Origin of the sequence: Bradyrhizobium sp. RP6 (assembly GCF_003837805.1) — a bacterium.
GTDB lineage: Bacteria > Pseudomonadota > Alphaproteobacteria > Rhizobiales > Xanthobacteraceae > Bradyrhizobium.
Genome location: NZ_RQIT01000010.1, coordinates 139173 through 163436 on the forward strand (window position 1 = coordinate 139173; position 24264 = coordinate 163436).

22 protein-coding genes are annotated in these 24264 nt (G+C 58.9%); 9 read left to right on the forward strand and 13 right to left on the reverse strand.

Going from position 1 to position 24264, the window contains the following annotated elements; all coding sequences use genetic code 11:
• Positions 1 to 22: 22 nt before the first annotated feature.
• Positions 23 to 685: a hypothetical protein gene (locus tag EHH60_RS19970; RefSeq protein WP_124161149.1), complete on the reverse strand. Its 663-nt coding sequence runs from the start codon at positions 683 to 685 to the stop codon at positions 23 to 25.
• 63 nt (positions 686 to 748) lie between these two features.
• Entirely contained in the window at positions 749 to 1486 is a 738-nt protein-coding gene (locus tag EHH60_RS19975) for a metallophosphoesterase family protein (RefSeq protein ID WP_124161150.1), read from the reverse strand.
• A gap of 192 nt (positions 1487 to 1678) precedes the next feature.
• On the opposite strand from EHH60_RS19975, the gene EHH60_RS19980 reads away from it, so the two are divergent.
• Positions 1679 to 2305, forward strand: a complete 627-nt coding sequence (locus tag EHH60_RS19980; RefSeq protein WP_124161151.1) for a transglutaminase-like cysteine peptidase — start codon at positions 1679 to 1681, stop codon at positions 2303 to 2305.
• Between the two features lie 13 nt (positions 2306 to 2318).
• On the opposite strand, the gene EHH60_RS19985 is transcribed toward EHH60_RS19980, so the two are convergent.
• From EHH60_RS19985 to EHH60_RS19995, 3 genes are all read right to left on the reverse strand, one after another.
• On the reverse strand, positions 2319 to 3266 hold the full coding sequence (locus EHH60_RS19985) for a hypothetical protein (RefSeq protein WP_245454535.1): 948 nt from the start codon (positions 3264 to 3266) through the stop codon (positions 2319 to 2321).
• A 462-nt stretch (positions 3267 to 3728) separates the two neighbouring features.
• Positions 3729 to 4004, reverse strand: coding sequence for a hypothetical protein (locus EHH60_RS19990; RefSeq protein ID WP_124161153.1), 276 nt, complete (start codon positions 4002 to 4004; stop codon positions 3729 to 3731).
• 76 nt (positions 4005 to 4080) lie between these two features.
• Positions 4081 to 4653: a hypothetical protein gene (locus EHH60_RS19995; protein ID WP_245454536.1), complete on the reverse strand. Its 573-nt coding sequence runs from the start codon at positions 4651 to 4653 to the stop codon at positions 4081 to 4083.
• Between the two features lie 268 nt (positions 4654 to 4921).
• Between EHH60_RS19995 and EHH60_RS20000 the strand changes: the two genes are divergently transcribed.
• Positions 4922 to 6124, forward strand: a complete 1203-nt coding sequence (locus EHH60_RS20000; protein ID WP_124161154.1) for a polysaccharide biosynthesis/export family protein — start codon at positions 4922 to 4924, stop codon at positions 6122 to 6124.
• 124 nt (positions 6125 to 6248) lie between these two features.
• Positions 6249 to 6875: a hypothetical protein gene (locus EHH60_RS20005; protein ID WP_245454537.1), complete on the forward strand. Its 627-nt coding sequence runs from the start codon at positions 6249 to 6251 to the stop codon at positions 6873 to 6875.
• 149 nt (positions 6876 to 7024) lie between these two features.
• Here the strand turns inward: EHH60_RS20005 and EHH60_RS20010 are convergent, their stop codons facing one another.
• On the reverse strand, positions 7025 to 7882 hold the full coding sequence (locus EHH60_RS20010; RefSeq protein ID WP_124161155.1) for an FkbM family methyltransferase: 858 nt from the start codon (positions 7880 to 7882) through the stop codon (positions 7025 to 7027).
• A gap of 49 nt (positions 7883 to 7931) precedes the next feature.
• The gene (locus EHH60_RS20015) at positions 7932 to 8840 is read right to left on the reverse strand and encodes a glycosyltransferase family 2 protein (protein ID WP_158626751.1); all 909 of its coding nucleotides are present in this window, start codon (positions 8838 to 8840) and stop codon (positions 7932 to 7934) included.
• A 496-nt stretch (positions 8841 to 9336) separates the two neighbouring features.
• Between EHH60_RS20015 and EHH60_RS20020 the strand changes: the two genes are divergently transcribed.
• The 5 genes from EHH60_RS20020 (at position 9337) to EHH60_RS20040 (ending at position 15116) form a co-directional block, all read left to right on the forward strand.
• Positions 9337 to 10803 (forward strand): O-antigen ligase family protein, encoded by a 1467-nt coding sequence (locus tag EHH60_RS20020; RefSeq protein WP_124161157.1) that lies wholly within the window; start codon positions 9337 to 9339, stop codon positions 10801 to 10803.
• 96 nt (positions 10804 to 10899) lie between these two features.
• On the forward strand, positions 10900 to 11520 hold the full coding sequence (locus EHH60_RS20025; protein WP_124161158.1) for a hypothetical protein: 621 nt from the start codon (positions 10900 to 10902) through the stop codon (positions 11518 to 11520).
• Positions 11521 to 11744: 224 nt separating this feature from the next.
• Positions 11745 to 13964, forward strand: a complete 2220-nt coding sequence (locus tag EHH60_RS20030; protein ID WP_124161159.1) for a polysaccharide biosynthesis tyrosine autokinase — start codon at positions 11745 to 11747, stop codon at positions 13962 to 13964.
• Position 13965: 1 nt separating this feature from the next.
• Positions 13966 to 14724, forward strand: a complete 759-nt coding sequence (locus tag EHH60_RS20035) for a hypothetical protein (protein WP_124161160.1) — start codon at positions 13966 to 13968, stop codon at positions 14722 to 14724.
• Positions 14721 to 15116 carry a hypothetical protein gene (locus EHH60_RS20040; protein ID WP_124161161.1) on the forward strand — a complete coding sequence of 132 codons (396 nt, stop codon included), beginning with the start codon at positions 14721 to 14723 and terminating at the stop codon, positions 15114 to 15116. Before EHH60_RS20035 ends, EHH60_RS20040 begins: the two co-directional genes overlap by 4 nt.
• A gap of 18 nt (positions 15117 to 15134) precedes the next feature.
• Here the strand turns inward: EHH60_RS20040 and EHH60_RS20045 are convergent, their stop codons facing one another.
• From EHH60_RS20045 to EHH60_RS20060, 4 genes are all read right to left on the reverse strand, one after another.
• Positions 15135 to 16217: a glycosyltransferase family 4 protein gene (locus EHH60_RS20045; RefSeq protein ID WP_124161162.1), complete on the reverse strand. Its 1083-nt coding sequence runs from the start codon at positions 16215 to 16217 to the stop codon at positions 15135 to 15137.
• Between the two features lie 172 nt (positions 16218 to 16389).
• The gene (locus EHH60_RS20050) at positions 16390 to 17061 is read right to left on the reverse strand and encodes an acyltransferase (protein WP_124161163.1); all 672 of its coding nucleotides are present in this window, start codon (positions 17059 to 17061) and stop codon (positions 16390 to 16392) included.
• Positions 17062 to 17179: 118 nt separating this feature from the next.
• Positions 17180 to 17932, reverse strand: a complete 753-nt coding sequence (locus tag EHH60_RS20055) for a class I SAM-dependent methyltransferase (RefSeq protein WP_124161164.1) — start codon at positions 17930 to 17932, stop codon at positions 17180 to 17182.
• An 83-nt stretch (positions 17933 to 18015) separates the two neighbouring features.
• Entirely contained in the window at positions 18016 to 19479 is a 1464-nt protein-coding gene (locus tag EHH60_RS20060; RefSeq protein ID WP_124161165.1) for an endo-1,3-alpha-glucanase family glycosylhydrolase, read from the reverse strand.
• 205 nt (positions 19480 to 19684) lie between these two features.
• On the opposite strand from EHH60_RS20060, the gene EHH60_RS20065 reads away from it, so the two are divergent.
• The gene (locus EHH60_RS20065; RefSeq protein WP_124161166.1) at positions 19685 to 21136 is read left to right on the forward strand and encodes a hypothetical protein; all 1452 of its coding nucleotides are present in this window, start codon (positions 19685 to 19687) and stop codon (positions 21134 to 21136) included.
• 9 nt (positions 21137 to 21145) lie between these two features.
• Here EHH60_RS20065 and EHH60_RS20070 read toward each other — a convergent pair whose 3' ends face one another.
• A complete protein-coding gene (locus EHH60_RS20070) occupies positions 21146 to 22366 on the reverse strand; it encodes a lipopolysaccharide biosynthesis protein (RefSeq protein WP_124161167.1) in 1221 nt (406 codons plus the stop codon).
• 219 nt (positions 22367 to 22585) lie between these two features.
• Positions 22586 to 24082, reverse strand: coding sequence for an undecaprenyl-phosphate glucose phosphotransferase (locus EHH60_RS20075; protein ID WP_124161168.1), 1497 nt, complete (start codon positions 24080 to 24082; stop codon positions 22586 to 22588).
• Positions 24083 to 24264: the final 182 nt, after the last annotated feature.

Consider the following 24264-nt stretch of genomic DNA (forward strand, 5'->3'; position numbering starts at 1 on the left):
TAGCCACAAGGCTGGAGCGGGCTCAGTACCGCCGCAAGATCTCGTTGAATTTGGGATCGGCAATCTTCGTCGTCTCCAGCAGCAACGATTTGCCTTGCGGCGTTGCCTGCACATAGGCCGCGATCAGCAGAGGCTCGTAACGCGAGCGCCTGGCCAGCGCCGCCCGAATGTCGGATTGCGCCAGGAGCTTGATCTCCTCATCGGTCGCCGCCGCGCTCGACGTCACGGTCCGGACGCGAGAGAAGGCAATGTCGATCGGCACCGATCCGGTCAAGTAGGACATCTTCACCGCCGGCGTGGCCGCTTCGCCGGATTGGGCCTGTAGCGTGCCGAGCGTGAGCCACAGCGCGGGCCGGATCGGTGAGACTTTCAAGGCAGCCAAGACGGCGGCCTGAGCTGCTTTGTTCTCGCTGGCCCTGCCGCCCGCCGCGGTCGGCGGACCTTGAAGAGCGTCAGCGGCCATCGCCGCCGCGTAGTTCGCAAGCAGATCGCCATCCCATGAAAACGCGGCCAAGCCAGCTGCGGCTGCCAGCTTCGCCTTCTCGGGCGGAGGCTCGCCCGAGAACAGATCGCTGGCGCGAAAATTCGGCCTTGTCAGATCGCCGTAGAACGCCATGCCGGCGTGAAGCGCCAGCAGGATTGCTGTGCAGATGCCGACGACGCGAAGCAGGATCATGCGGGTCATGGAGGAATTGACGAGGCCTGTGCGGGCGGGCCCGACGACGGGACCGAGGTCTGGCCAGAGCGCTTAGATTGCCAGCAGACTATCGCCCTGGATGGTCAGCAGCGTCAAGTTTCCGGTCGCGTAGGCGCCGGTGTCGATGTTGATGCGGTTCGGACGGATATCGGGCGTGCTGACCGGCGTATGGCCGTGAACGACATATTTGCCGAAGCGCTCCTCGGAGGTCAGGAATTCCTCGCGGATCCAGAGCAGATCCTCATCCTTCTGGCGATCGAGCGCGACGCCCGGCTTGACGCCGGCATGGACGAAAAAGAAGTCGCCGCAGGTAAAGGAGGAGGGCAATTGCTGGAGGAAGGCCAAGTGCTCCGGCGGCAGCGCGCGTTTCAGTCCCTCGATCAGTTCGACCTGCTGCTCCGCGGACGGATTCATGGTCGGCGTGATGCCGTAGGAGACCAGGGTCAGCAGGCCGCCATAATGGCGCCACTCCTGCAGGCGGGCCGGGTTCTTGAGGACCTCGAGCAGGAAGACCTCGTGGTTGCCTTTCAGACAAACCGTCTCGTGCGATTTCGAGCGTTCAATCAAGAGATCAAGAACGGCGCGTGAGTCCGGGCCGCGATCGACATAGTCACCGAGAAAGACCTGAATGGCGCGTTCGGGGGCCGAGCGGGCGAGATCGACGTCGATCACGGTTAACAGCGATCGAAGCAAATCGGCACGGCCGTGCACGTCGCCGATCGCATAGACGCGAACGCCGTCGGGAAGCCGAGGTTTGGTCTTCTTTCGAAAATGGCTGGAAAAGCCCATCAGGTCGGTCGAATCGCTTCTAGCGTCACGAGCGGATCATCGCGACCGCTCTTAGCAGAAAAGTCACACTTCGGTATTCTTAATTATTTCCGACCGCTTAGCCCGCATTTTGATTAAAGGGTCGCGCGGCGTTTGAGCCGTATTTCAAGGTGTCTGGCGTAGCGTCTCCCCAACAAGAACGGGGAGCGCAACATGCGCAAAGTCGTGAAATTCCTGGCGGCTGTGGCCGCAATCGTCGTTGCTGCGGGGGTGCAGCAGAATGCGGAAGCCGCGTTCGTCGGCGCGCCCATGGGGCTGCGCGGTGCCATCCAGTACATCAAGTTCGACCAGCCGACGCTGGCGCCGATGGCTTTCACCATCTTTTGCCTGAAGTACAAGGACGAGTGCAAACCGCGGCCGCAACAGATCGTCTTCCGCGGCGGCCGCCTGAAGCTTACGGCCCAACGCCTGGTGCAGATGCAAGAGGTCAACAAGCGGGTCAACGGCGCGATCCGTCCCGAACCCAACCTGGAAGGACTGCGCGGCGAAAAGTGGCTACTGCATCCCGCGAGCGGCGACTGCAACGACTACGCTGTGACAAAACGCCACGATCTGATCGCCAAGGGCTTCCCGGCGCGTTCGGTGCTGCTCAGCGAGGTCGTGACCTCCTGGGGCGAGCATCATCTCGTGGTCGTGGTGCGGACCTTCTCAGGCGATCTCGTGCTGGACAATCTCTCCGGCCACATCATGTCCTGGTCGAAGAAGCCCTATCGCTGGGTCCGCATTCAATCGCCCAAGAACCCGAACTACTGGGCCTCCCTCGGCGATCGCGCCGTGTGAGAACGGCCGGACTTCATCGGGAGGATTGGCTGACGCTCTGCGACAGCCCCAGCCCCACGATCACCGCGAGACACAGGATTGCTGCCGGGCGAAGCAATCCTGGACCCGCAAAGCTCTGCACGAGCGCAAACAGAACGCAGGCCGCGGCTGCCGCGGGAAAGAACGAGTCGCGTCCGCGCTGCAGAGCCCCGAAGAACAGGCGGACCAAAGCGATCAGGCTCACCGCTATCATGGCAGCCAAGCCGATCCATCCCATCCCGGCAAAGACGGCCATGGCCGCCGAGGGCGCGGTCAAGACAGCTCCGGCATCGCTCTGATAGATCCTGCCCACCGCAGCAAACGTCCCGGCACCAGCGCCGAACCAGCGCGTGTCGGCCAACATGCGCTCGAGGGCGGCCTTGGTCTCGGCTCCCATTTCCGGGACGAGCCGCATCAGGACCGGTCCGGAGCTCTTCTCGAACAGGAAGGTGAGCACGATCGCGGCGCCGACCAGGGCTGCCACCGACAATGCGCTCGCGGCCAATGGTGACAGGGCCAATCTGCGGATGACGAGGATCAGCAGCATCAGCACAACGCCGAAAGCCGCTGCGATTGCGCTGTTCGTTCCGGAAAACCCAAAGACCGCAGCGGCGCTGACCAAAGCTCCGACCATGCCGCAAAGGCCGATCGCGACCGAGCGCAGCACCGAGTGATGCGTTTCAGCCCGTTCAGCGGCGAGCTGAATGACCGCCAAATTGAGCATGAGGCCAAGGCCGGCCAAGGTCGCAGTGAGGTCATGCGGTACCTCTGCAGCAAACGCCGGAAACAGCCGATGCAAGTCGAAAATCAAGGCTGCAATCGCGGCTACGCCACTCAGCACAAAGAGGATCAGCTGGGCACGGCTGCGGTTGCGCACGACTAGGACGGTGACACCGAGCAACGAGATCGCCGCAAGCGCCAGCAGCAGCGCGTTCAGCGTCAAGCCGATATCGGCTGTGATCGGCCCGAGCGGCAGACCGCCGAGGACGTCGTGAGCGCTGGCCCAGATCGGATGCGCCCAGCTCAGCGGAAGAGGGACGAGTTGGACTGCGATGAACAGCGGAATGGCGGTCAGGATCCACCGGCCCCCCGAGGTCGCGCGAACGTAGTGATCGTAGCCGGCCTTGCGCGTGCTCGAGGCGGCCGCCAGCAAGCTCAGTGCTGCGGCCATCGTCGCGAGCTGTGCCCCGAACTTGACGCCGGCGATTTCGAGAGCGGAAGCGGAAACGATGGAAACGATGAGGGTAAAATAAGCGAAGGACAAACGGCGCTCGAAGGGAATCCTGAAACGGTCAGGCCACCATACAAGCGAGCGGTGCGTTTTCAAGCAGAGGTCTTTGGAGGCAGACAAAGCTGGCTTTTGCGCGCCCTACGAAAGACTCATGGCAACGTCAGCCCGGCGTCATCAGCGCACGGACTTGACTGGGCGGGCGAATACGCGCCCGGCACGCGCGGCAGCAAGGCCAAAGCGGGCCCCGGACCCGAAGAGATAGCCGCCCTGCAGGGCGATGGCTGCGAACACCATGCCTTTCAGGCTCTCGAGCACGGTGAGATCGATCAGCAAGCCGACCGGGATGGCGGCGAGCACCATGACAAAGGTCAACGGCAGCAGCACCAGGACCCGAAAGCGTTGGCCCAGCACGGCACCGACGAGAAAGCTGAAAATCAAAAACGCGATCATCCGAAACACTCTCCGTGCTCCGGACCCTAGGTTCCCCTCCCTAAAAAGACCCTTAAGTTGTATGGCTAAATTTGGCCTATTGGCTGCAACTTGCCAGCAGCGAATGATAAGCCTCTCGCAGCCCGTTCAGCACTACTACGCCTCTGATCTCGCTGTCGCCTTCGCTGACCGCCACGGACAGCGAGGCCGCTGTCTGCCACTTGCCCGCGGCAAAGGCAGAGACCTCGTCCGGTAGCAGCACGGTAGCGCCTGCGGCCGCCATGCGAGCGTCGAAGGTCAAGGTGCCGCCGCCGGTCGCAGCGATCCTGACCTTAGGGCGGCTCCGCGGCGGGAAGGGCCGGATCAAGGCCACCATCACGTCGATCTTGCCCTTTGGCGCACAGCGGACGATCAGGCCGGCAAAGTCCGGGTCCGACTGGGCCGTATCCGCGGTCTTCATGATGGCGGCGAAGCTCTCGCCGTCCTTGGCCCCCTGGGTCCGGGTGAGTTTCCAGACGGAGGAGGAGTCCGGTTGGGCGATCGCAACAAGTGGCGCTTCGCGGCACGACGATTCTGGGCCGCCAGGGCAGGGGGCGGCAGGGCTCCATGGCCGACCAGCGGCGCCGAGGAGGGAACCTGCCAACAGCGGGATCAGAAGGAGGCCAGACACGCGGAAGTCCTATCCTGAATGGGCTTGGCCGGAACAAGGGGCGGCGACGCCTGCGCCCAACATGCTTTAGGCCTCAAGTTGCGCATTTTGCCCGCCGGCCGGGCACATGAAATACAACAAATAGTCACAAAGGGTTAAACCAAGCCCCAAAGAGTGGCTTGAAGGCAACAGTAGCCAACGGATCGCTCCGTTAACCACCGGGAGCGCTTGTCGCACCACCCCCTAGGCCGTACCAACTACGTCAATTGGGGACTCTCGGGCGCTATTCATGTCATCTATCGCCAAAACCTATGTTTTGAAGCCTGCGCTTCTGGTGGCCGCCTTGGCGCTCGCGGCCTGTTCGACTAATCCCGGTTCGGGCCCGCTGACGGACGACGTTAACAACAAGGTCCAGACTGAAAATGCGCCGGCCTACGAGCTGGTGCCGCTCAATCCGGCGACCGTAAAGATCCTGCACACCCATGAGCCCAAGGGGCTCGCGGGCGTGTTCACCGATCGCCGTCCGCCCGCCAGCATCGTGTTCGGCATCGGCGACGTCGTCAGCGTCACCATCTTCGAAGCCGCGGCAGGCGGTCTGTTCATCCCGGCGGAAGCCGGCGTTCGTCCGGGTAACTTCGTGACCATCCCGGATCAGGCGGTGGACAATGACGGCTTCATTACGGTGCCCTATGCCGGTCAAGTCAAAGCCGCGGGCCTTACAGCGGTCCAGATCCAGCGCTCGATCATCGAGAAGATCGGCAACCGAGCCATCGAGCCGCAGGCGGTCGTGGCGATGTCTTCACAGCGCACCCAGCTCATCAGCGTGCTCGGCGAGGTCAATTCGCCCGCGCGTTATCCGGCCAGCGCGGCGGGCGCCAAGGACCGCGTGCTCGACGCGATCACCCGTGCCGGCGGAATCAAGGGCCAGGGCTTCGAGACCTGGGTCATGCTGGAGCGCGGCGGCAAGCGGGCGACCGTGCCGTTCGAAAATCTCGTGATGGCGCCCGAAAACAACGTCTATGTTCGCCCGGACGACAGCATCTACGTCTATCGCGAACAGCAGAAGTTCCTGGCGTTCGGCGCCAGCGGCCAGAGCGGCGAGTTCAACTTCGATGCCTGGCGCATCAACCTCGGCGAAGCGGTCGGCAAGGCCGGCGGTCTGTTGGACGGCCAAGCGGATCCGGCCGCGGTGTATCTCTATCGCCGCGAGCCGCGCGAGGTCGCTGCCCAACTCGGCATCGACGTGAGCAAGTACACGTCAGAGACGATCCCGGTCATCTTCAACGTGAACTTCCGCGATCCGGGCGGCTTCTTCCTCGCCACCAAGGTCATGATGAAGAACCAGGACATCATCTACGTCTCGAACTCGCGCAACGTCGAGGTTGCCAAGTTCCTGAGCTATCTGCGCGTGATCATGGCGACCGGCAGCGATGCCGTGAACCTCTCCAACGATGCCCTGATCTTCCGCAACAACATCAAGCTGGCGCCGTAAGCGCCACTTGATCGACCCAGAACCGATGGCACCGGGCCTTTGTCCCGGTGCCATTTTCGTTTAGCAATGGAACTGGTTCTGCCTGGGCTGCGAGTTGGGGATTTGGATCAAGGCGCCACTGAGCATGGCGCGCCAGTCATCAGTCCCCCCGCAATGTTGCAAGGGCTTCATGCGCTTTCGAGCATTCTGGCGTCTTCTGGCACTGGTTCCTGTCGCCTTCGGGTTTGCACCGGTCGGGACGGCTCTCGGCGCTGCCGCAGAGCTGGGCGTCCGCCATCGCATAGACTTGATGGTCTCTGCCGAGCCTGATTCTCCGATCCTGTCGCGCCTGAGGGGGGCCAAGGGCGAGCTGTCCCTGACCGTCCGTCTCTCGGCGAACTCCAAGGAGAGCAGGTTCTTCGGCATGCTGCGCCCGTCTTTTCCCGATATCGTCGTTCCCGATGGCGCGGGCCAGCCGCTGGTGAAACAGACCAAGCTCTGGGAGGAGGAGGTCTGCCATCAACGCCGCGGTCTGCCGAAGGTCACCGTGACCCAGCTCGGTGGGCATTTTGCGGAAGGCGAGGGGCGGATCGAGATCTCCGCCATCAACCGCCACATTGGTCTTCTGGTCCCGCCCGACGAATTGACCCCCGGAATAAAACTCGATTCCGGAAGCGATAGTCTTGGGCCATTCTATGCCTTTCGCGCGCAGACGCGAAACAGCCGCCTGAATGTGGATGTTAGGATTTATTCAATCGATTGCTCTCTTTAGTCCAGGCAAGGCAGCCGAGGCGAACAACGACCGTTGTGGTTGACGGTTGTCGGAAATGCGAGCCCGCGAATCCGAACAGAACCAGGCAAGGAGCAATCGGCCTCGGCAAATGGGCTGGTGCTTTCCCGATCTGATCTGCTCTCGGCGCGCTATCGCGCTGCGTGCGTGTCGTACCAACCAGCTGGAGGAAAGTCCGGGAAGCGGTAATCCTTTCGCCCGGCCGCGCGCACCAGCGCTGCCTGAAGCCCGCCAAGCATTCGGAATAGGCTCTTGCGCCCCTGGAAGATGCCTGCGTCTCCCGCCAGCGCATAGCCGCGGAAGATCCCCTTGTAGACCTCAAGCGCTTCAAACATGTCCATCCACCGCCCTGGCAATTCGTTGCCGAACAGTCCGCTGCTGCCTTGTTCGAATCTGTGCGCCTGGAAACAGCCTTCGGTCGCCGGCTGAGGCGGCTCCTGCAGGGAGACGAGGCTCTGATCTACAATTTTGTATTTGGAATAGCCCAGGCTCCTGAGCAGTTCGAACTCCCTTACGAGATCATTCCAATTCTTCTTCTCGGACTCGATCGACACGAATCGCGGGGGTTCGGAAATGTTCTCGAGCGATGACAACGCGTCAAAATCGTTTCCTTCGATATCGATCTTGCAATATCTGGGAATACCGTGGTCGCGCATGATATCGGCCAGCCGCTCGGCTTTAACCGTTATCTGTTGCACGCTCGCTGCGCCCAGCATCTGGTTTCGCTTGACCCACTCGAGATTTGCCGTTCCCCAGACCGAGTGCTCCGTGTTGACGTAGAAGTCGATATTCCCCGGCGTCTTGGCGACGGCCAGGTTGAGAATCTTCAGTTGCCCTGTGGCAACCTGCTGGGAAAACTGCTGGCCAAGTGTGGTACAAAATTCCGGTACAGCTTCGATGGCAACGACCTTGAATCCCTTTTTGAGGTAGAACCCGGTGTCTTCACCCTTATGGGCGCCGAGATCGTAAATGAGGTTATCGTCAATCATGATTTGGTACTCGTGTCCCGGTCGTGATGAGCGTAGCGCGCAATGCGTTCTAGCGGCGGAAAGACAAGATGTTGGTTGGATGAATTGAACCGGCAATCAAATCGGCCACTGCAGCCATGTTTCCGGCAAGCCTGCCTCGATAGTCGATCATCGGATGCTCGCGAAGCGAGCGCAGCGCGTTGGACGCGAGCGCTCGTGTCCAAAAGTATGCGCATTTTCCGAGGGTAATTGTTCCTTTTCGCGCAAGGTAGAGCGGATTGGCGAGTTGCGAGTAACCATATTTGTAGCCACTGACCCGTCCAGACTTTGACCCGAGATGAACACCGATCAAGCTTTTAGCTCGATGGATGTCCGAGAACTTCCTGATCTGTCCGGAAAAATCCGTATCCTCGAGCCAGCCATAGAGCGGCAGATTCTCGTCGAATGCACATTGGTCGAAGACTGTCGCTCTGAAGGCCATATTGCACCCGTACAGGCCCTCCTTCGACTTGCTGTATCCGGTCTGATCGCTCGCCCGAGGCAGCGCCAGCGCATCGGAAGCCTGATCCTCGGTGATTGCGATGCTGCCTCTTGCCCCGTCCATGATCACCGCTCCCGTAACGGCGAGGACCTGTGGACTTGCAGCAAACAGCGCTTCGCATTTCTGCAGCCAATCGGCTGCGGGCCTGAAGTCATCGTCGAAGAAGACGATGATCTTCGCAAGCCAGGCCTCGGGAGTGCTTATCTTCTTGGCCGTTTGTACGCCGTGGTTTCTCTGCGACGTCAGTCCCGGCCGAGGAGAAACCAGTCGGTGCACGCTCGGATCATTCGGGACGGCGGCAGCATCCGGCAAATCCTTGGGTTCAGCGCCCACAAGCATGACGCTATCAGGCGCGCGTTCTTGAAGTCGAAGCTGGTCTAGAAGAACTTGAACGTCCGCCGGTCTGCCACGTGTCGCTAAGATGACGTCAATATTCAATTTACCCTCGCAGAGCGACGGCCAGCAACGCTGGTCGTCTGACATAAGAACTTCGTGGAAACGTTCGATCGGAAGCAGGAATTCTCCCGGAAACAGTCTGCCGGCAATTGGCGACGTGGGCTTTCGCAAGCCTGGAGATGCGGTGCGGGCGAAGCACTACCGGACCACGTTGCGGAAATCCAGCGTAGACGATTGAAATTGGGACCGTCCAGCCCCTTCATCGGATGAGATCCGCGCTTGGGGCGAACCGTCCTGTTAACGAACTCGAGGCCGTCAGGATCGGGACGCATTGCGGAGCAGGGCCGGCAGAACGTTCTCCCTCTTTAACCGTGCTCCCGGATGAGTTGACGCCGGAAATTAACCTCTGTAGGCGGGATACGGTTCAGAATGGATCATCCACCTCCGAGTGCGGCTCTTGCTGGACGCCTGCGGGATCATCCGCTCTAATGTATTCTCCACTGGGGGGCCTCAGACGAAAGCGATGGGCCGTGTTTCGATGAACATTCGCTGGTCGGCCGATCTCGTATCCAGCTGTGTGCTGTTCTTTGTTATAGCGAGTGCGCCGTTCCCGTTTGGGTCGACCAACAATCTGGCCATTGCCTTCTGGTGCGCTTGTCTGGGAATTGCCCTGATATTTGCGCCAGCGAACGCCCTGCGTCGTCCCCATCTCTGGATCATCGCAGGCATCCTCATCGTTGTCGCCGCTTACGGCTTCGCGCTGCACGAACAGCTGTCTGACAGCCCGTGGATTGCGCCATATCATCCGATCTGGAAGCAACTCGGCTCGCTGCTCGATACAGCCGTTGCGCCATCGGCCTCGATTGTCAGGTACGAAGCTTTCTTTGCTGTGGGGGCGCCACTTGCAAACATCTTGGCTATTCTGGGGGGGCTCGTCATTGGCGCCGACGCGAGGCGTGCACGCCAGGTAATGCTGGTGATCGCGCTCTCAGGCAGCTTCTACGCTGCATATGGCGTCCTCTCGTTCCTCATCGAACCGACCATGATTCTGTGGCGCGACAAGACCGCCTATCTCAGCAGCGTCACCGGCACGTTCATCAACCGCAATACCGCCGCTGCCTATTTCGGCTCATGTGCGGTCATCTGGATGCTTCTGCTTCTTACGGACGTGCGCCGCCACCTTCCCGGAGGACGCTTCAGATGGAGCAATCTCTCCCGCGATCTGGCTAAAATTCCCCAGGCTTCGCTAGCTCTGAAATTCGCCGCGCTCCTGATCTGCGTCATGGCGATGTTCATGACTGGCTCGCGGGCGGGCGTGGCTGTTTCGCTCCTCTCCCTGATCTTCGTCTTTGTCGTCTTCCTCCGGAAGGACCTTCGACCGCGCACCGGCGTCTGGATGGCCTTGGCGGCCGCCGCCTTGGTCGCTCTCGTTCTCTTGGAATTGCTCGGTGGTCGCGTCGTGGGCCGCTTCGATAGCCAGGGGCTGACCGATAGTGGCCGGCTTGAGGGGTGGAAGTCCTCGCTGCTCATCATCGCCGATACCCCCTGGTTCGGTACTGGGATGGGGACTTTCCAGTCGGCCTTTCCAGCCTTCCGCAGCCCGAATATTTCTATGCGCGGCACCTGGAATGCAGCCCATTCGACCCCTCTGGAGGTCGCTTTGGAGGCCGGAAGTCCGATGACGCTTCTCCTGGCGGCCGGTTGGGCGGTCATGCTCACGGTGCTTGCGCGCGGGGTGTTCAGCCGCAAGCGTGACGCTTCGATTCCCCTGGCTGCCATCGGCACTGCGCTGCTGGCGTTGCTCCATTCCGGCCTCGATTTCACGTTGCAGATACCAGGTTACAGCATCCCCTTCTTTGCGCTTTTCGGGGGCGGCCTGGCGCAATCCTTTCACTCCGCCGAGGGGAGCGTCGAGCCGAAAGGGGCTGCGGCAAATGCGCTGTCGACCCGTGCTCGCACTTCGGGATCGCCAAAACAGTCTTCTTTCCAGGTACTTGGGCCTTAACTATTCCTTTAGAATTGGTGGACAGGACTGCCTCTTTCGACTACTTTCCCATCGTTTCGTTCGGGCCATAAAGGCAAACTAGTTCTTGAGGAAATTATGAACCTTATCAGGTTTACGGTTCGAGCCGCTGTGGTGATTGCGATCGCAAGCTCGATATCCTCCGCCGCCAGCGCGGCTGTTTATCCGCCCAGCCGGCAACTGCAGGCTCAGATCATTTCCGATTTCAAGGGATCTCCTGCAACGCTTTTGCAGCAATATCCTGATGGCGGTCCGCAGTTGATTTCGCGCGTCCGCGACCTTGGAGCGTCGGATCCGACGACAGTGCCGGGTCTGATCGAACTGCTGAAGAACCCGGCGACATCGAAGGACCAGTTGCGCGCGATCGTCGCTGGACTTGCCCAGGTCGCCCGCATGGCGGCACAGACCGATCAAGCGTTTGCCAATGAGATTCAGGCCGCCGTCGCCGGAACGAACAATCCGGACGTGATTGCTGCCTATCAGGCCGCAACCGGTGATGTTGCAATCGCTGCGGCTGGCGGTGCCGGGGGGGGTGGCTCCGGTGGTGGGGGCCCGACGACCGGCTTCGGATTTGCCTTTGGTGGCAGCGGCTCCGGTGCCCAGAGCTTTGGTGGCCTGCACTACCCGAACAGTGTGACGACTTATACGGGTTCAGTGACTCCCTCGACCGCCTATCCTGCGGTCAGTCCGACGCAATAACGTCCGGGCCTCTTGCGCCGGCATCCCCTTAGAGAAAATAAACCAAGGCAGCGTGTCACGCGCTGCCTTTGATCTTCCGCGATGACTTGCACGATATACTGCCCGTGAAGCACGTGGTGCGCCCATGCTTCGATGACTATGCGTGATTTGCGGACACGTGAAATCACGTCGCCGCGCGCTTGTCGGCCCAAGTACGGGCATTGATTGATTTCAGGATTTACCGGATGTTGCAGCTGAACAAGTCCACCTCAGAGATCAATCGCGAATTCGCCGAGACTCAAGGCTCCCCGTTTCAATCGCTGACTCTGCATTTGGATGTCATCCGGCATCAGTTCCCAACAATTGTCGCGATCATATCCGCCTCTGTGATCTTGGCGCTTCTCTATCTCTTTACCGAAGCTCCGCAATTCACCTCTACGGCGTCGATCGTCATCGACACTCGCAAAGTACAATTGTTCCAGCAGCAATCGATGCTCGGTGACGTGGCCCCTGACTCGGCGTCGGTGGAAACGCAGGTTGAAATTCTCAAGTCCGAGAACATCAGCTTGGCGGTCATTCGTGACCTGCATCTGACGGAAGATCCGGAGTTCCTCGGCAACGGCGGAAGCTTGATCGGGTCGATCGGCAATTTCTTTTCCGATCTGTTTTCCAGTGGCCGTGCCGGTTCCGAGTTCAGATTGCAACGCAAAGCTCTGCAACGTTTTGAGAGCAATCGTACCATCAAGCGTCTCGGTCTCACATACGTCATGGAGATCGGCTTCACCTCGCGTGATCCAGCGAAAGCGGCGCAGATCGCCAATGCGATCGCTGACGCCTACATTGTTGACCAACTGGAAGCCAAGTACCAATCAACGCGTCGCGCCAGCGTCTGGTTGCAGGATCGCATCAAGGAGTTGCGCGCTCAGGCATCCGCGGCACAGAAGGCGGTTGTCGATTTCAAGACAGCCAACAACATTGTCGATACCGGCGGGCGCTTGATGAACGAGCAACAGCTCGCCGAAGTGAATAGCCAGCTGGTTGGGGCGCACGCCTCGACGGCCGAGGCCAGGGCGCGGCTGGACCGCATCAACGATATTCTGAAGCGCGAAATCCCGGACGCGGCAGTGGCGGATGCTCTTCGGAACGAGACCATCGTCAAGCTGCGCGGCCAGTATGTCGATATGGCCGCCAAGGAAGCGATCTGGGCCGCCAAGTATGGCCACGATCATCTTGCCGCGGTGAATCTGCGTCGCCAAATGGACGAGATCAAGCGGAACATGATCGACGAGCTCAAGCGCATTCAGGAATCTTATAAGAGCGACTATGATATCGCCGTCACGCGCGAGGAAAGCATCAAGGCTAGTTTGGCCACCGTGGTCTCGGAGTCCCAGCTCACCAATCAGGCGCAGGTTCGGCTACGCGAGCTCGATAGCAATGCGCAGTCGTATCAGGCGATGTACGACAATTTCCTGCAGCGCTACATGGAATCGGTCCAGCAGCAATCGTTCCCCATCAGTGAAGCGCGCGTGATCAGTGCAGCAACGACACCGCTGGTCAAGAGCTATCCAAAGACTCTTATCGTACTGGGGGTGGCTCTTTTTGGCGGTCTGGTGCTGAGCTTCGTCCTAGCGATCGTGCGTGAAATGATGGACCGGGTGTTCAGGACGACACAGCAGGTCGAAGAGGTGCTCGGCGCGAGTTGCATAGCGCTGCTGCCGACAGTGAACGCAGCTGCGACCAAGGACGCAACGCCCAGATTGCTGCGTTATGTCGTTGATCATCCTCTCTCGCGCTTCTCCGAAGCGGTGCGCTCGACGAAGGTGGCAGTCGATCTGAACTCGATCGTTCGAGAGAACCGCGTGCTGGCGGTTACGTCGACTCTTCCGAATGAAGGCAAAAGCACGCTGTCTGCCAACCTGGCGCAATTGATGGCCCATGGCGGTGCGCGCGTCCTCCTGATCGATTGCGATCTCCGCAATCCCTCGCTCTCTCGCGCGCTGACGCCAGACGCGGAGTCTGGTTTGGTCGAGATCCTCGCGCATAAGGCTAAACTGGAGCAAGCGTTGACGGTTGATGCGCAGACGGGGCTCTCGATCTTGGCTGCAGGTACGACCTCCAAGCTTCTTCATACGAATGAGATATTGGCATCCAAGATGATGCATGGCCTGATTAGCGAGCTGAGGGACAAGTTCGATTACATCGTGCTCGACATGCCGCCGATGGCGCCGGTAGTGGACGTGCGCGTGACGTCGACGTTCGTCGACTCCTACATATTCGTTGTGGAGTGGGGCAAGACCCTGATGGATGTCGTCAGGCACAATCTGCGTGGTTCTCAGGAAATCCAAGACAAGCTACTTGGCGTCGTTCTCAACAAGGCAGATACGAAGCGCCTTGCTCGCTACGAGTCCTATCACAGCCGTTACTATTACAAGAAGAACTATGCCCGCTACGGCTACGTCGATTAGCATGGGCGAGATCTGGCGGAGATGCTGCAGGGGCGTATTGCTTCTGACGGGTATCGTTGGAGTAACCTGGTCACTGATCGTGTTGCCATCGTTCTGGGCCGATCTGCAGGTCAGCTCCGTGGCCACGCACATCTTGGTCGGTGAACAGCTCAAGCCGGGGACCGTGGATTCGATTGCGGTTCGTATGGACGCGGACTCGCCATCGAGCCTTCCCTACCCCAATCTGATACGAGCCCGAGCGCTGATTGCGCTTCGCTCGGCCGAGGAGGCCATGTTGGGAAAGGGTTCCCAGGACCTGGATCGCAAACTGGCGGCCGCGGAGAACAAGCTGAAGTCGTCGTTGATGCTCGATCCAGCCGACGCTTTTCTTTGGCTGTTGCTGTACTGGGTGAGGAACGAGCGCGACGGCTTCGACGCAGGAAATATTCGCTATCTTGAACAGTCGTACGCCGCTGGACCATACGAAGGCTGGATCGCGCTCCGTCGCAACAGGTTGGCGCTTGCGGTATTTCCACTGCTTGGGGAACAGCTGCAGCAAAAGGTCGTTGCCGAGTTCGCCGGCATGGTCGAAAGCGAGTTCACCGATGATGCGGCACGCAACCTGACGGGAGTCGGCTGGCCTCAGAGGGATAGATTGCTGGCGAGCCTCGCAGGCGTTCGCCTGATCGCCCGTGAAGCTTTTGCGAAGCGGCTGGCATATGACGGCGTGAAGGCCACTGTGCCGGGAGTCGATCTGCCTGAAAGGATGTGGCGGCAATGATTCGATCGCTCTTTCGGCTTGTCCTGCTGATCTGCATGGCTCCGGCCTGGACATTGATCCAGAACGTTCCATCGGCTCACGCACAAAGCACCAAGTCAAAATTCACGATGCAGGGCGCCGCCGACACGTCGGAATCGCCCGTCATCCGTGACGGCGCCAATCGGCCCTGCCTCAATGTTGAGGCGGCTGCCAAAGGGCATGTCCAGAACGGAGAGCTGATGGATCATATCGTGAGCGTCAAGAACAACTGCTCTCGAATGATCAGAGTCAAGATCTGCTATTACCATAGCGATCACTGCAAGGATGCGACCGTCTACGGCTATCAGCGCGTCGACACGATTCTGGGAACGATGAAGATGTCGACCTTTCGATATTCACTATTTCAAAAATGAACTTGCCGCGCGCTCTGCTCATCTGATCGCAGGGACCTCGAAAAGGTCCACGAACTTTCTCGCGTCGTCTTCGCGCTGAACGAGCAGCCCTGCGCGATTACGGTCGGCCTCGTTCAGGGCGGTTTGAAAGTCAGCGACCGACTTCTCCCACGCGAGGATTTGTTTCGCGATCCCGTCGAGATCCGACGCGCTCGGATCGAGCAGCAATTCTTCCGGTACCATGTTGGCGATGCATCCGCGGCTGGAGGCAGCGACGATGATGCCTGCCATCTGCGCCTCATAGATCACCACGGGCTGCGCTTCGTTGACGTATCTCGTCGGAAATATCAGAGCGTCTATCGAGGAGAGAAAGTGGACCTTGGCGTCATCGTATACGGGCCCCACGTACTCTATTCCACCGATCTCGCTCGCGCGACGCTTGATGTAGCGCTCGATTTCGAGATCGGAGCAGGGACCAGCGATTCGTGCCGTCAGGCTGGATCCGCTCTCTCGCAGTCGAGCCATCAGGTCGAGAAATCGGTCGATACCCTTTTCGAGCGAGATGTTCGATAGATAGCCGATCGAGCTGAATTTCCGGCCACAGTTCCGCAGTTCGACCGCGGGCAAATCGATAAACGCTAGGTTGGAGATGACGACCGTCCTCAGATGCTTGCCGTACAGCTCCGAAAGTGTCGTCGCCATCCTGGGACAGAGCGTAATATGAAGCTGGTTGGTGCCGGCCATGCGAACGATGGACGCCAAGATAGGGCTGCGCTTCGTCAGGTATGCAAAGCTGTGATGATGGAACGCGATCGTCTTTCCTAACCACCGCGCGAGGGCGACCATCAAGAGGTCATAGAGCAGACCATATCCGCCGGACAGAGAAAGGTAGAGTGTCGGGGCCTCGGAGTGGCGAATGATAGCTCGTCCGCATCGGGCGTATGCTCGTGCGCGATTGAAATGATGCCGCCACCGATTGGGAGCATTGCCTGGTGATGTGTCGCCGAACGCGAGTTGAAATCCAGCAGCGCGCAGAGTGTCGGCCGCCCGCTTGGTGATGAGAGCAGCGCCATGAACCGGCGGAGGAAGTGGACCCGCCACAACGATCATTTTACCGGGCACGGAGTCGTCGGTCCTTCAGCATGTCGGCAAAAGAATAATCGATGGCGAGCGCATTCTTGGCAAGGCAGCGGCACGGATCCCCAATGTCGCCCTAACCGGACGGTAGAGAACAGGTCACCGTGTGCGACACACAGGGCGAGCCCGGGACGCACCTGCGAGCCGCGTCCGAGCACTACGTGACTGTGAAGGCGGTTCGGTGAAAAATCTTTGCGGTCTTGGGTATGTCCCGCTGGTGAACCGCGGGATTGCCACCGATCATCGAGTATTCTTGGGGCGCGACGTGAGTTACAACTGCGCCCGAAGCCACAACGCAATAGTCCGGGATGGTGACGCCCTGCAGAATGATCACGCCGGTGCCGATCATCGTGTAGGCTCCTATCGTGATTGGAGAGCATGTTTGCCGAGCAGACATTGGATTGACCCCGTGGGTCAACAACTGGCTGCGGAATCCGGCCAGACCGCAGAACTGACGAAACTCGATCCGGTCTGTGCAATCAATGTAATGCTGGCTCATCACCAGACTTGCCTTGCGCATAATAAGATCCGAACGCCGTTTCGTTCTGTTTCGGAAGGCCGGCGAATTCAGGCGAGTTGACAGTCCACCGATCCAGTTCAGATTGCCGATGACCGCATCTTCATCCATCTGCAACCGATCAAGCCGGCCGATATAGTTGAGATGACCGATGTAGGTCTTCGCTTCCAGGACGCATTCGTCGGCCAGAATCAAGGACAGACCGATCCGCGCGTCGCGATGGATCGAAAAACCGGGGATCGCGTTGAGGACCAGCCGGCGGATTCTCCAGGGGAAGAAAAGAAATAAAACTTGAATAGCAATCTTCAGCATAGTCGTTCCTCGCGCCACCCAAAATAACCGAAAGTGCTGCGGTTTGGTCAAGATCTCGGCTTTAAGGTTTATTTCGATAGCGTATCGCCTCGAGGACACGAATTCACCAGCGCACCAGCTAGGCGGCTTCCGCCGGACAGTCGAGCTTCTTCCGGATGAAAACCATCAAGACGGTCTTGAAGGCGTGAGGCGTAAGCGACTGAACGAGTTGGAACGCGCGGTAAAGACCGCGGTTGTTGGCGTGGTAGGCTGGCTCTGCATCCCAAGCATATACAAAATGGTCGAAACGCGCGGGTGGGAAATACCTCCGTAGCGTAGCCGGCGTATTCAAACGATAGACCGCCGGAAAGATGTCCTCATCCTTGCGCTCGGGTTGTGCCGAGCTGAGTATGCTGCGGCTTATTCCGCTCGGGATGAGGCGGTTGGCTAATGCGATGTAGCCGTACCTGTTTGGGGTTCGCGCGCAGATCCAGCCGCCGGGCTTCAGAAGCCTGTCCATCTCGGCGGTGCTTTGGGCCGGATCCGGAATATGCTCGAATGTGCAATCCGACAGGATGATGTCGGCGCAATTGGCAGGCAGTGGCGCACGTCCCGTCGGATCCAGGAGCATCGCCTCGTCCAGGGACGGATTGGTGAAGACGGCTTCGTCGACGTCCAATCCGATGACTTGGGCAACGCGTCCCTTGAAATTGCAGAGATTGCGCCGGTACTCCGAGCTGGCGTCTTCGTGGATCGCGCCGCGGCCTGCGCCGAAATCGATCATTCTGGTGCTCGGCGTCGCGAGGGCGTTCACGCGTTGGTAAAACGCAATCGTGCCGTCGATCCTGGAGAATCCGCCAGCAGCTAATTCCGGGAAGAAAGTTGAATGCATGGGACCCACTGACGCTGGTGCGTTCAAGAGAAATGACGGCCAAATACCTAGGCAGTGTTCGTCCGAACCACGACCGGAATATTCTAGACCGGCGGACGGGACGACGACCCGCCGTGATACAGCAAATCCTGATAGGCCGAGGTCTCACGAATTTCGAACGCGCTCGGGAGGTCTATGACATTGGCGTCGCCACGGCTGAGCCGAAAACTCACCTTGCCTGGCACCAACGGAATTCGAAACGAGGTGATTCCAGCTTTCGCCTTCATGCTCTTTGAGCCCTTCGCGGTCGCTATCGTGAGCTCGCCCGGCTCCTTCAAGAACGCAAGCAGCTCGATGTCATTCTGAGGCGGATCGGCAAAGCGACTGACCAGATTTGTTGCGAACCTGAACGGCTGAGCGGAGCCAGTTCCGGCCGCCTCGGTGGATTCGATTCGGTGAAAATAGTAGAGCACGTCTTCAGTGATCGGCGGCATCGTACCGTTCTTGAACCACGCGATATAGAACGCAGCGAGATCATAGAAAGCGTACTGAATGCTGGTTGACGGTCGAATTTCGGATCCTTCGGAATAGTCGTTCCAGGTGGCGATGTTGACCGCGTCGGAGCCGATTTCCATTGCCGCGGCCCATGAAGCTCGGAACAATTCACTGTTGTGGCATTCCGAGAACCAGCGATTGTGCGGCCGGAAGTCCTGAGGCCACACCACGGATGCCCAGACCTTCCCGGCCTGTTTGGCCAACTTTCCTACCTTCTTGAGGAGAGGGACGTCGCTCAATTTGTCGACCCCCCACATCGAGGCACCATCGATCAATTCCATGAAATCGATCGTTCTGCGCACATCGAGAAATGTAGGGTAGAAGAAAACCTTCTCTCCGCTTGACGTCAGTCGTTGCAACAGTTCCTTCCATCGGCCAACGTCCCACTGCTCGGGAGAAAAAGCCCCTAGGATCAGTCGGCCGTCGGATTGGCGCGCAACATGGGAATTCCGCGCCAGCTTGAGGATTGCGTCGGCAATCGCATCGACCGGTGTCTTCACCAGAATTACGGTATCGATCGATAGTATGACTTCGAATCCCGGCGGGCCCTGTTGGGCGGCCTCAAGCATGTTGCGCAAATGGATCATGTACGGGGAGCCGTCGTCTATACCCCCCATGTTGAACAGGAAGCCATCGAGCCCGATGTGATGCGCGGCTTTGATCTCATCAAGCATGTCAAGCACAGCCCAGTTTGCCTCCGGGCGCGGAGGTCGAGGCAGGGGGCGTTCGCGCACGAAGCCGCCCTCGGCCCGAAGTTTACCTTGGGTGCCGTCCGGCGACAGATAATCAGCATACTGGTCTTTATCCGCCGGCCAGTTATCAAACGAGGTCGGGAACCAATGCCAATGCGCGTAAACTTTCTTCCTCTTCGCTCCTGAACTCGTCGCGGCGGCCACCGGGGCCGGCATTGAAGATGCTCCTGCGAGGAGGATGCTGGCGGAAAGAAGCTGGCGCCGGTCCATACGCGCGTGCAGCTTAAGGTCGGCGTTAATCCGGGCCGGAGAAAAGGACATTCAAGTAAGTATTCCGTTGATATCTTCTATATATTACAAGGATATCTCACCTGAGTTTTGGCCGCAAGGTGAGCGAGTTCGAAGCGTTAACGCGACCGAGATATGTATTGTACGATCTGCACCGGGGCTGAAGAGCGGTTGGATGCGCTCTTTCCAGAGCCGGCGCCGCAATGTGGAGCTTGGCGAACTCTAATGTTTTTAGGTTATGAACCAGTTCTCGCGTAGTGCAGCCGCCTCCCAGTTGTATGTGACGCCGAAGAGCGTCTTCGACTATGTCGTGATCGGCTCGGCCGGAGCCTACCTGCTTCTCTCGTTCACCCAGGCTTGGTCGAGCCCGCGTGCTTCGTTGATCGCAGCCATGATACTCGGGGTGAACGGCATTGTTTCCTTGTTCGGCTTGAAGATCGCTCTGGCTAGATCTTACCTGCTGTTCGTTGTCTTCTTCGTTTTCAACCTCCTGTTTCTGGCGGTGGCGCCTCTTCAGCAGATCGGAAACGACTTCGATCCAATTCTGGCTGATGTAAGTCTCGTTGTGCCGGCCAGTCTCCTTTGCGCATTCATGACGATCGTGGGTCTCTGCTTCGTCATCTATCGTCCCTTTCGAACTCCCGAACCCCGCCCTAACCGGTTTCTGGACAGGAGCCTCGCCGCGGAGCCAAACCCGAACTACACCCTTCTGGCAGCTGCCTCGATCGTCGTATCGCTCGGATTGGTTGGTTATCTTGGCCCGTCATTGCTCCAGGTGAATCGCGAGGCCTTCGGTTCGGTGGTTGGCGAAAGCAAGATGATCAACATTCTGGTCACGGCATTCTTCCGGCCATTCACCCTGGTTGCTCCTGTTATCGGTGCCAGTGTCGCCTTGGCTCGCCGGAACACGGGCTGGGTGACGTGCTTTGCAGTTCTGCTTCTGGCGGGTCTCTTCATCAACAATCCGCTCATTTCCGCACGTTTTCGCTCCTCGACATTGATCGTATTCTGCGTGCTTGCAATATTTGGTCCAAGAAACGTTCGTCTGTTTCTCGTCACCTATTTCGCCGGATTGCTGGCGTCGCCCATATTTGGATCCATTTTCCGGTACGCAAACGTCTCTCTCGATCAGCGGCCCTTCTCCCAGTTCTTCGTTCATCCTGATTTCTCAGGCCTCGACCTGTTCTGCTATGCCATCATGTGGGTCGAAATGAAGGGCTTGGAATGGGGATCGAACATCATGGGGGCACTGCTGTTCTTCGTTCCGCGCGACCTTTGGGCGGGGAAGGGAAGAACAGTCGGCGAGATCATGCATGACTACATTTTCATCCTGAAAGGCTTTGGTACCGATAACGTTTCGGCTCCGCCGCCGATCGAGGGCTATTTCAGCTTCGGAATTGTTGGGGCGATGCTGATGTCCGTCGCGATCGTCTATGTTCTCGATCGCGTAGAGCGTCGCGGCTTCGCCGCCCAAAGGCTGTCGCCGCTCTACTTCATTCTCTGTCTTTCGCCGATGCTTTGCATGATCCTGCTTCGCGGCCCGTTCCAGGTCGGGTGGTCGGAATGGGCAATCCATAGCTCTACCGTCTTGGCTTCGGCGGTCATGCTCCTCCTCACCAAACGCGCCGTCTATATTCCTGCGCCCCCCTCAATTCGCCGCGGGTCGATGCCCGAGACGTCTCAGAAGTAAGCGGCTAGACTAAACGGGTTGCGCCCGGATACGGCCCGAGGTTCCCTTGAATGCTACCCAAAGCGCCGCGGCGCCATTGGCAATTGCCAACGACACGAACGCACCGGTAACTCCAAGAGCCAGGCAACTGGGAATCGCGATGACGGCGGTTATCGCCGCGGAGATCAAGCCGCCGGCCTGCATCAAGCCGAGCCGGTGATTGGCCCTTAGCCACATGCTCACGGTCGCGAGTGCGAGGGCGAAGCTCGTCGAGATCAAGGCAACGGGGATGGATCCCCCGAGCGCGACATACTTGGTTCCGAAGATGAGAGAGGCCGCGTCGTTGCCGAACCAAATTGCCATGACGGCCAACGGAAGCGGAGCGAAGACGATCAGAGCCAGGATGAGCAGGTGAGGGGTTTCGATCTGGCTGATCTTCGCGACTGCAATGCGCGGCGTGATGAACCCTGAGAGCCCGCCAAGCAACTGGGCGAATGGGGATATCACGGCGAACATCAGTCGATAGCTTGCAACGGCTTCAGGCGAGTTCAGAAACACGAAGACGAACGGATAGATATTTGTCGTCGCCAGACCGAGGAGATTGTTGATCAGGAACGAGTATCCCGCCCGGAAATGGGACTTCAGGGAGATGGTCTGGGTGTCGTTGTGCCTGCGTGGGATGTTTCGCCAAGCTGAGACAAGGAAGACCAGATTGCCGAGAATGAAGGGTACGGTATATGCAAAGTGCGATTCCAGTTTGACGTGAGGCAGCATCCAGGCTGAGACGATTAGGACTGTCGCGTACGCCGCCGCTGCGATGGCGGATGCTTGCACGTGTCCCTGAATGTGCATAATTCGCCGAACGAATTGGACCGGACCGGCAAAGCTGAAGAACAGGCAAGCTAGAGCTACAACCGTGAGCGTTTGCATCTCGTGAGTGCTGCTGTTCAAGACGAATGCGCATCCTGCGGCCAGTGCCAGGCAGCAAAAGGATACATTGACCGTCCACAGTCGCCGCAACAATGATTGTTGACCGTCCTGTGCGCTGATTCCAGTCGCGATGATGGGGTCGCAGATGACCGCGTGATGAGCGCCGATGAGAATGAGATAGCAGGTATATCCCAGGCTCAGCTCGGCGAATTCGGCCAGCGGCAGCCGGCGCGCGACTACCGCCAGGTAGAAGAAATTGGAGAAGCTGAAGATGACCTGCTCGCTGCCCAGAACGAAATATTTGATGAGGTAGGTTTTCATCTTCCTGAAATTGGATTGCTGCTAGCGGGCGCTAGGGCCTTAGCGATGGTGCCCTGATTGCACGACGTTATAGGATGATGCGGAGCCCTGATGCGAGCTTGTTTGAGGACAAAGTTAATTGCCTGATTCTCATTCTGGGTGAACGAATCTACGATCAGGCGCGCGCCCATGCGATTGGTGTCATGAACGGGCTGCTTCTACTGGCGGGGGGTAAGACCATCAGTAGGCCACGGGATCGCGAGTCACTTGTACCACGGTGCGCAGGATGATCTTTGCGTCGAGCCAGATGCTCCAGTTGTTGATGTACCACAAGTCCAGGTCGACCCTGGATTTCATCATGCCGACAGTCAGCGTTTCGCCGCGATAGCCGTTGACCTGGGCCCAGCCGGTGATGCCTGGTTTGACGTGTTGGCGAAACGCGTAGTTGCTGATGACTTGCTCATACTCCGAATTGTGCGCAGCCGCGTGCGGGCGGGGGCCGACCAGCGACATGTCGCCCTGCAGGACATTGAAGAGCTGCGGCAGTTCGTCGATCGAGGTCTTGCGTAACCATTTGCCGACCGGAGTTACGCGAGGATCGTCCCTGCGCGCCTGCAGAATGATCGGTCCATCTTCCAATACGCGCATCGTCCGAAACTTGTAGATCTTGAAGGCGCGACCGTTGAAACCGTTCCGGGTTTGCCGAAAGAGTACCGGGCCGTTCGATGTGCATTTGATCAGGATCGCGGTCATCAGCATGACCGGTGCGAACACCAGCAGGCCGAGGCTGGCGCCGATCAGGTCGAACGTGCGTTTGAGAGCTTGTTCTTGCCGCGAAATTGGTGCGCGCCGAATCTCTGCAATCATGCTGCTTCCGGCGGTCGTGACCGGGTAGCGCAAGAATCTCGAGACATCGGGATCGGAGACGAGATTTACCGGTACCGGAAGGATTCTCAATGCGTCGGCGATCTTGTCGATCGCGTGCCAATGATCCCACCTGAGCAGCAAAAACACCTGTTCGATCTGGTTCTCTCGTGCGTAGGCGATAAAGTCGTCAAGGCGTGGACCGATCGACGGGATCAGCGATGATAAGGTCAGGCACTCCGGGCGGAGCTCCATGACCCGCGTGATCCGGTAGCCATGCTGCGTAAGTCCTGCCATTGCCTCCGATGATATCAACCCGCGCTCGGCGATCGCCACGGCGCGGCGCCTGGCGAAGGCGCCGTTCCGCAAGGCGGTCGTGACAAAGCGCGCAATGGCTGCCTTCGCCAGCAGAAGGAGAACTGGAGCGACAAGGTAGAACGAGATTATCGTGCCGCGCGAGATTTGACTGCTGGCCTTTATGGCGAAGGTGATAACGATCAGGGCACCGAACAAGGCGGTCCACGTGGCCAGCGTCTTTTTGAATAGCCGCGGCAGGTCAGTAAAGTTCCTGAGAGCGTAGCCGTGCTGAACCTTGATCAGAAGTACAAAGTTGAGCGCAACCAGGAGGCTGAGCGCGGTGTAGACGTCGAGTTGGTCGTGCTCCGGCCGCGCATAGATCTGATATCCGGCGGCACAGCCAGCGCCGCTTGCCACGATGATGATAGCGTCGGCCACGAGAGCCAGCAGTTCAACAATTTTGGGTCGCCACCATCGTACGACTAAACTTGCACGTGCCGGATTCGCCTCATCGAGAACGTGAATTTCTACCGGACTGTCCGCGGCGGAAGTCGGGCGAGCCGATGCAATCGTCATAGTATAAACTCAGGAAAAGGAAGATCGGGTTGGGTGCTATCAGGAATGGCCGCAGCCGAAACAAGTCGAATGAAAAAATAACCTTACTTCTTGTGCTCTCATTATCCTAATTCTGCCATTTAGAACACAAAATTCGAAGGTCGGAAGGGAATACGTTCATGCGTCACCGACGACGGCGATCG

What these genes read in the sequence shown, in the direction of transcription:
- EHH60_RS20025 (WP_124161158.1), top strand. Translation starts at nt 10,900, where the DNA reads ATGAACCTTATCAGGTTTACGGTTCGAGCCGCTGTGGTGATTGCGATC.
- EHH60_RS19970 (WP_124161149.1), bottom strand. Translation starts at nt 685, where the DNA reads ATGACCCGCATGATCCTGCTTCGCGTCGTCGGCATCTGCACAGCAATC.
- EHH60_RS20075 (WP_124161168.1), bottom strand. Translation starts at nt 24,082, where the DNA reads ATGACGATTGCATCGGCTCGCCCGACTTCCGCCGCGGACAGTCCGGTA.
- EHH60_RS20050 (WP_124161163.1), bottom strand. Translation starts at nt 17,061, where the DNA reads ATGCTGAAGATTGCTATTCAAGTTTTATTTCTTTTCTTCCCCTGGAGA.
- EHH60_RS20070 (WP_124161167.1), bottom strand. Translation starts at nt 22,366, where the DNA reads ATGAAAACCTACCTCATCAAATATTTCGTTCTGGGCAGCGAGCAGGTC.
- EHH60_RS20010 (WP_124161155.1), bottom strand. Translation starts at nt 7,882, where the DNA reads ATGATTGACGATAACCTCATTTACGATCTCGGCGCCCATAAGGGTGAA.
- EHH60_RS20000 (WP_124161154.1), top strand. Translation starts at nt 4,922, where the DNA reads ATGTCATCTATCGCCAAAACCTATGTTTTGAAGCCTGCGCTTCTGGTG.
- EHH60_RS19975 (WP_124161150.1), bottom strand. Translation starts at nt 1,486, where the DNA reads ATGGGCTTTTCCAGCCATTTTCGAAAGAAGACCAAACCTCGGCTTCCC.
- EHH60_RS20005 (WP_245454537.1), top strand. Translation starts at nt 6,249, where the DNA reads ATGGCGCGCCAGTCATCAGTCCCCCCGCAATGTTGCAAGGGCTTCATG.
- EHH60_RS20020 (WP_124161157.1), top strand. Translation starts at nt 9,337, where the DNA reads ATGAACATTCGCTGGTCGGCCGATCTCGTATCCAGCTGTGTGCTGTTC.
- EHH60_RS20065 (WP_124161166.1), top strand. Translation starts at nt 19,685, where the DNA reads ATGAACCAGTTCTCGCGTAGTGCAGCCGCCTCCCAGTTGTATGTGACG.
- EHH60_RS20055 (WP_124161164.1), bottom strand. Translation starts at nt 17,932, where the DNA reads ATGCATTCAACTTTCTTCCCGGAATTAGCTGCTGGCGGATTCTCCAGG.
- EHH60_RS20060 (WP_124161165.1), bottom strand. Translation starts at nt 19,479, where the DNA reads ATGTCCTTTTCTCCGGCCCGGATTAACGCCGACCTTAAGCTGCACGCG.
- EHH60_RS20030 (WP_124161159.1), top strand. Translation starts at nt 11,745, where the DNA reads ATGTTGCAGCTGAACAAGTCCACCTCAGAGATCAATCGCGAATTCGCC.
- EHH60_RS20040 (WP_124161161.1), top strand. Translation starts at nt 14,721, where the DNA reads ATGATTCGATCGCTCTTTCGGCTTGTCCTGCTGATCTGCATGGCTCCG.
- EHH60_RS19990 (WP_124161153.1), bottom strand. Translation starts at nt 4,004, where the DNA reads ATGATCGCGTTTTTGATTTTCAGCTTTCTCGTCGGTGCCGTGCTGGGC.
- EHH60_RS20035 (WP_124161160.1), top strand. Translation starts at nt 13,966, where the DNA reads ATGGGCGAGATCTGGCGGAGATGCTGCAGGGGCGTATTGCTTCTGACG.
- EHH60_RS19980 (WP_124161151.1), top strand. Translation starts at nt 1,679, where the DNA reads ATGCGCAAAGTCGTGAAATTCCTGGCGGCTGTGGCCGCAATCGTCGTT.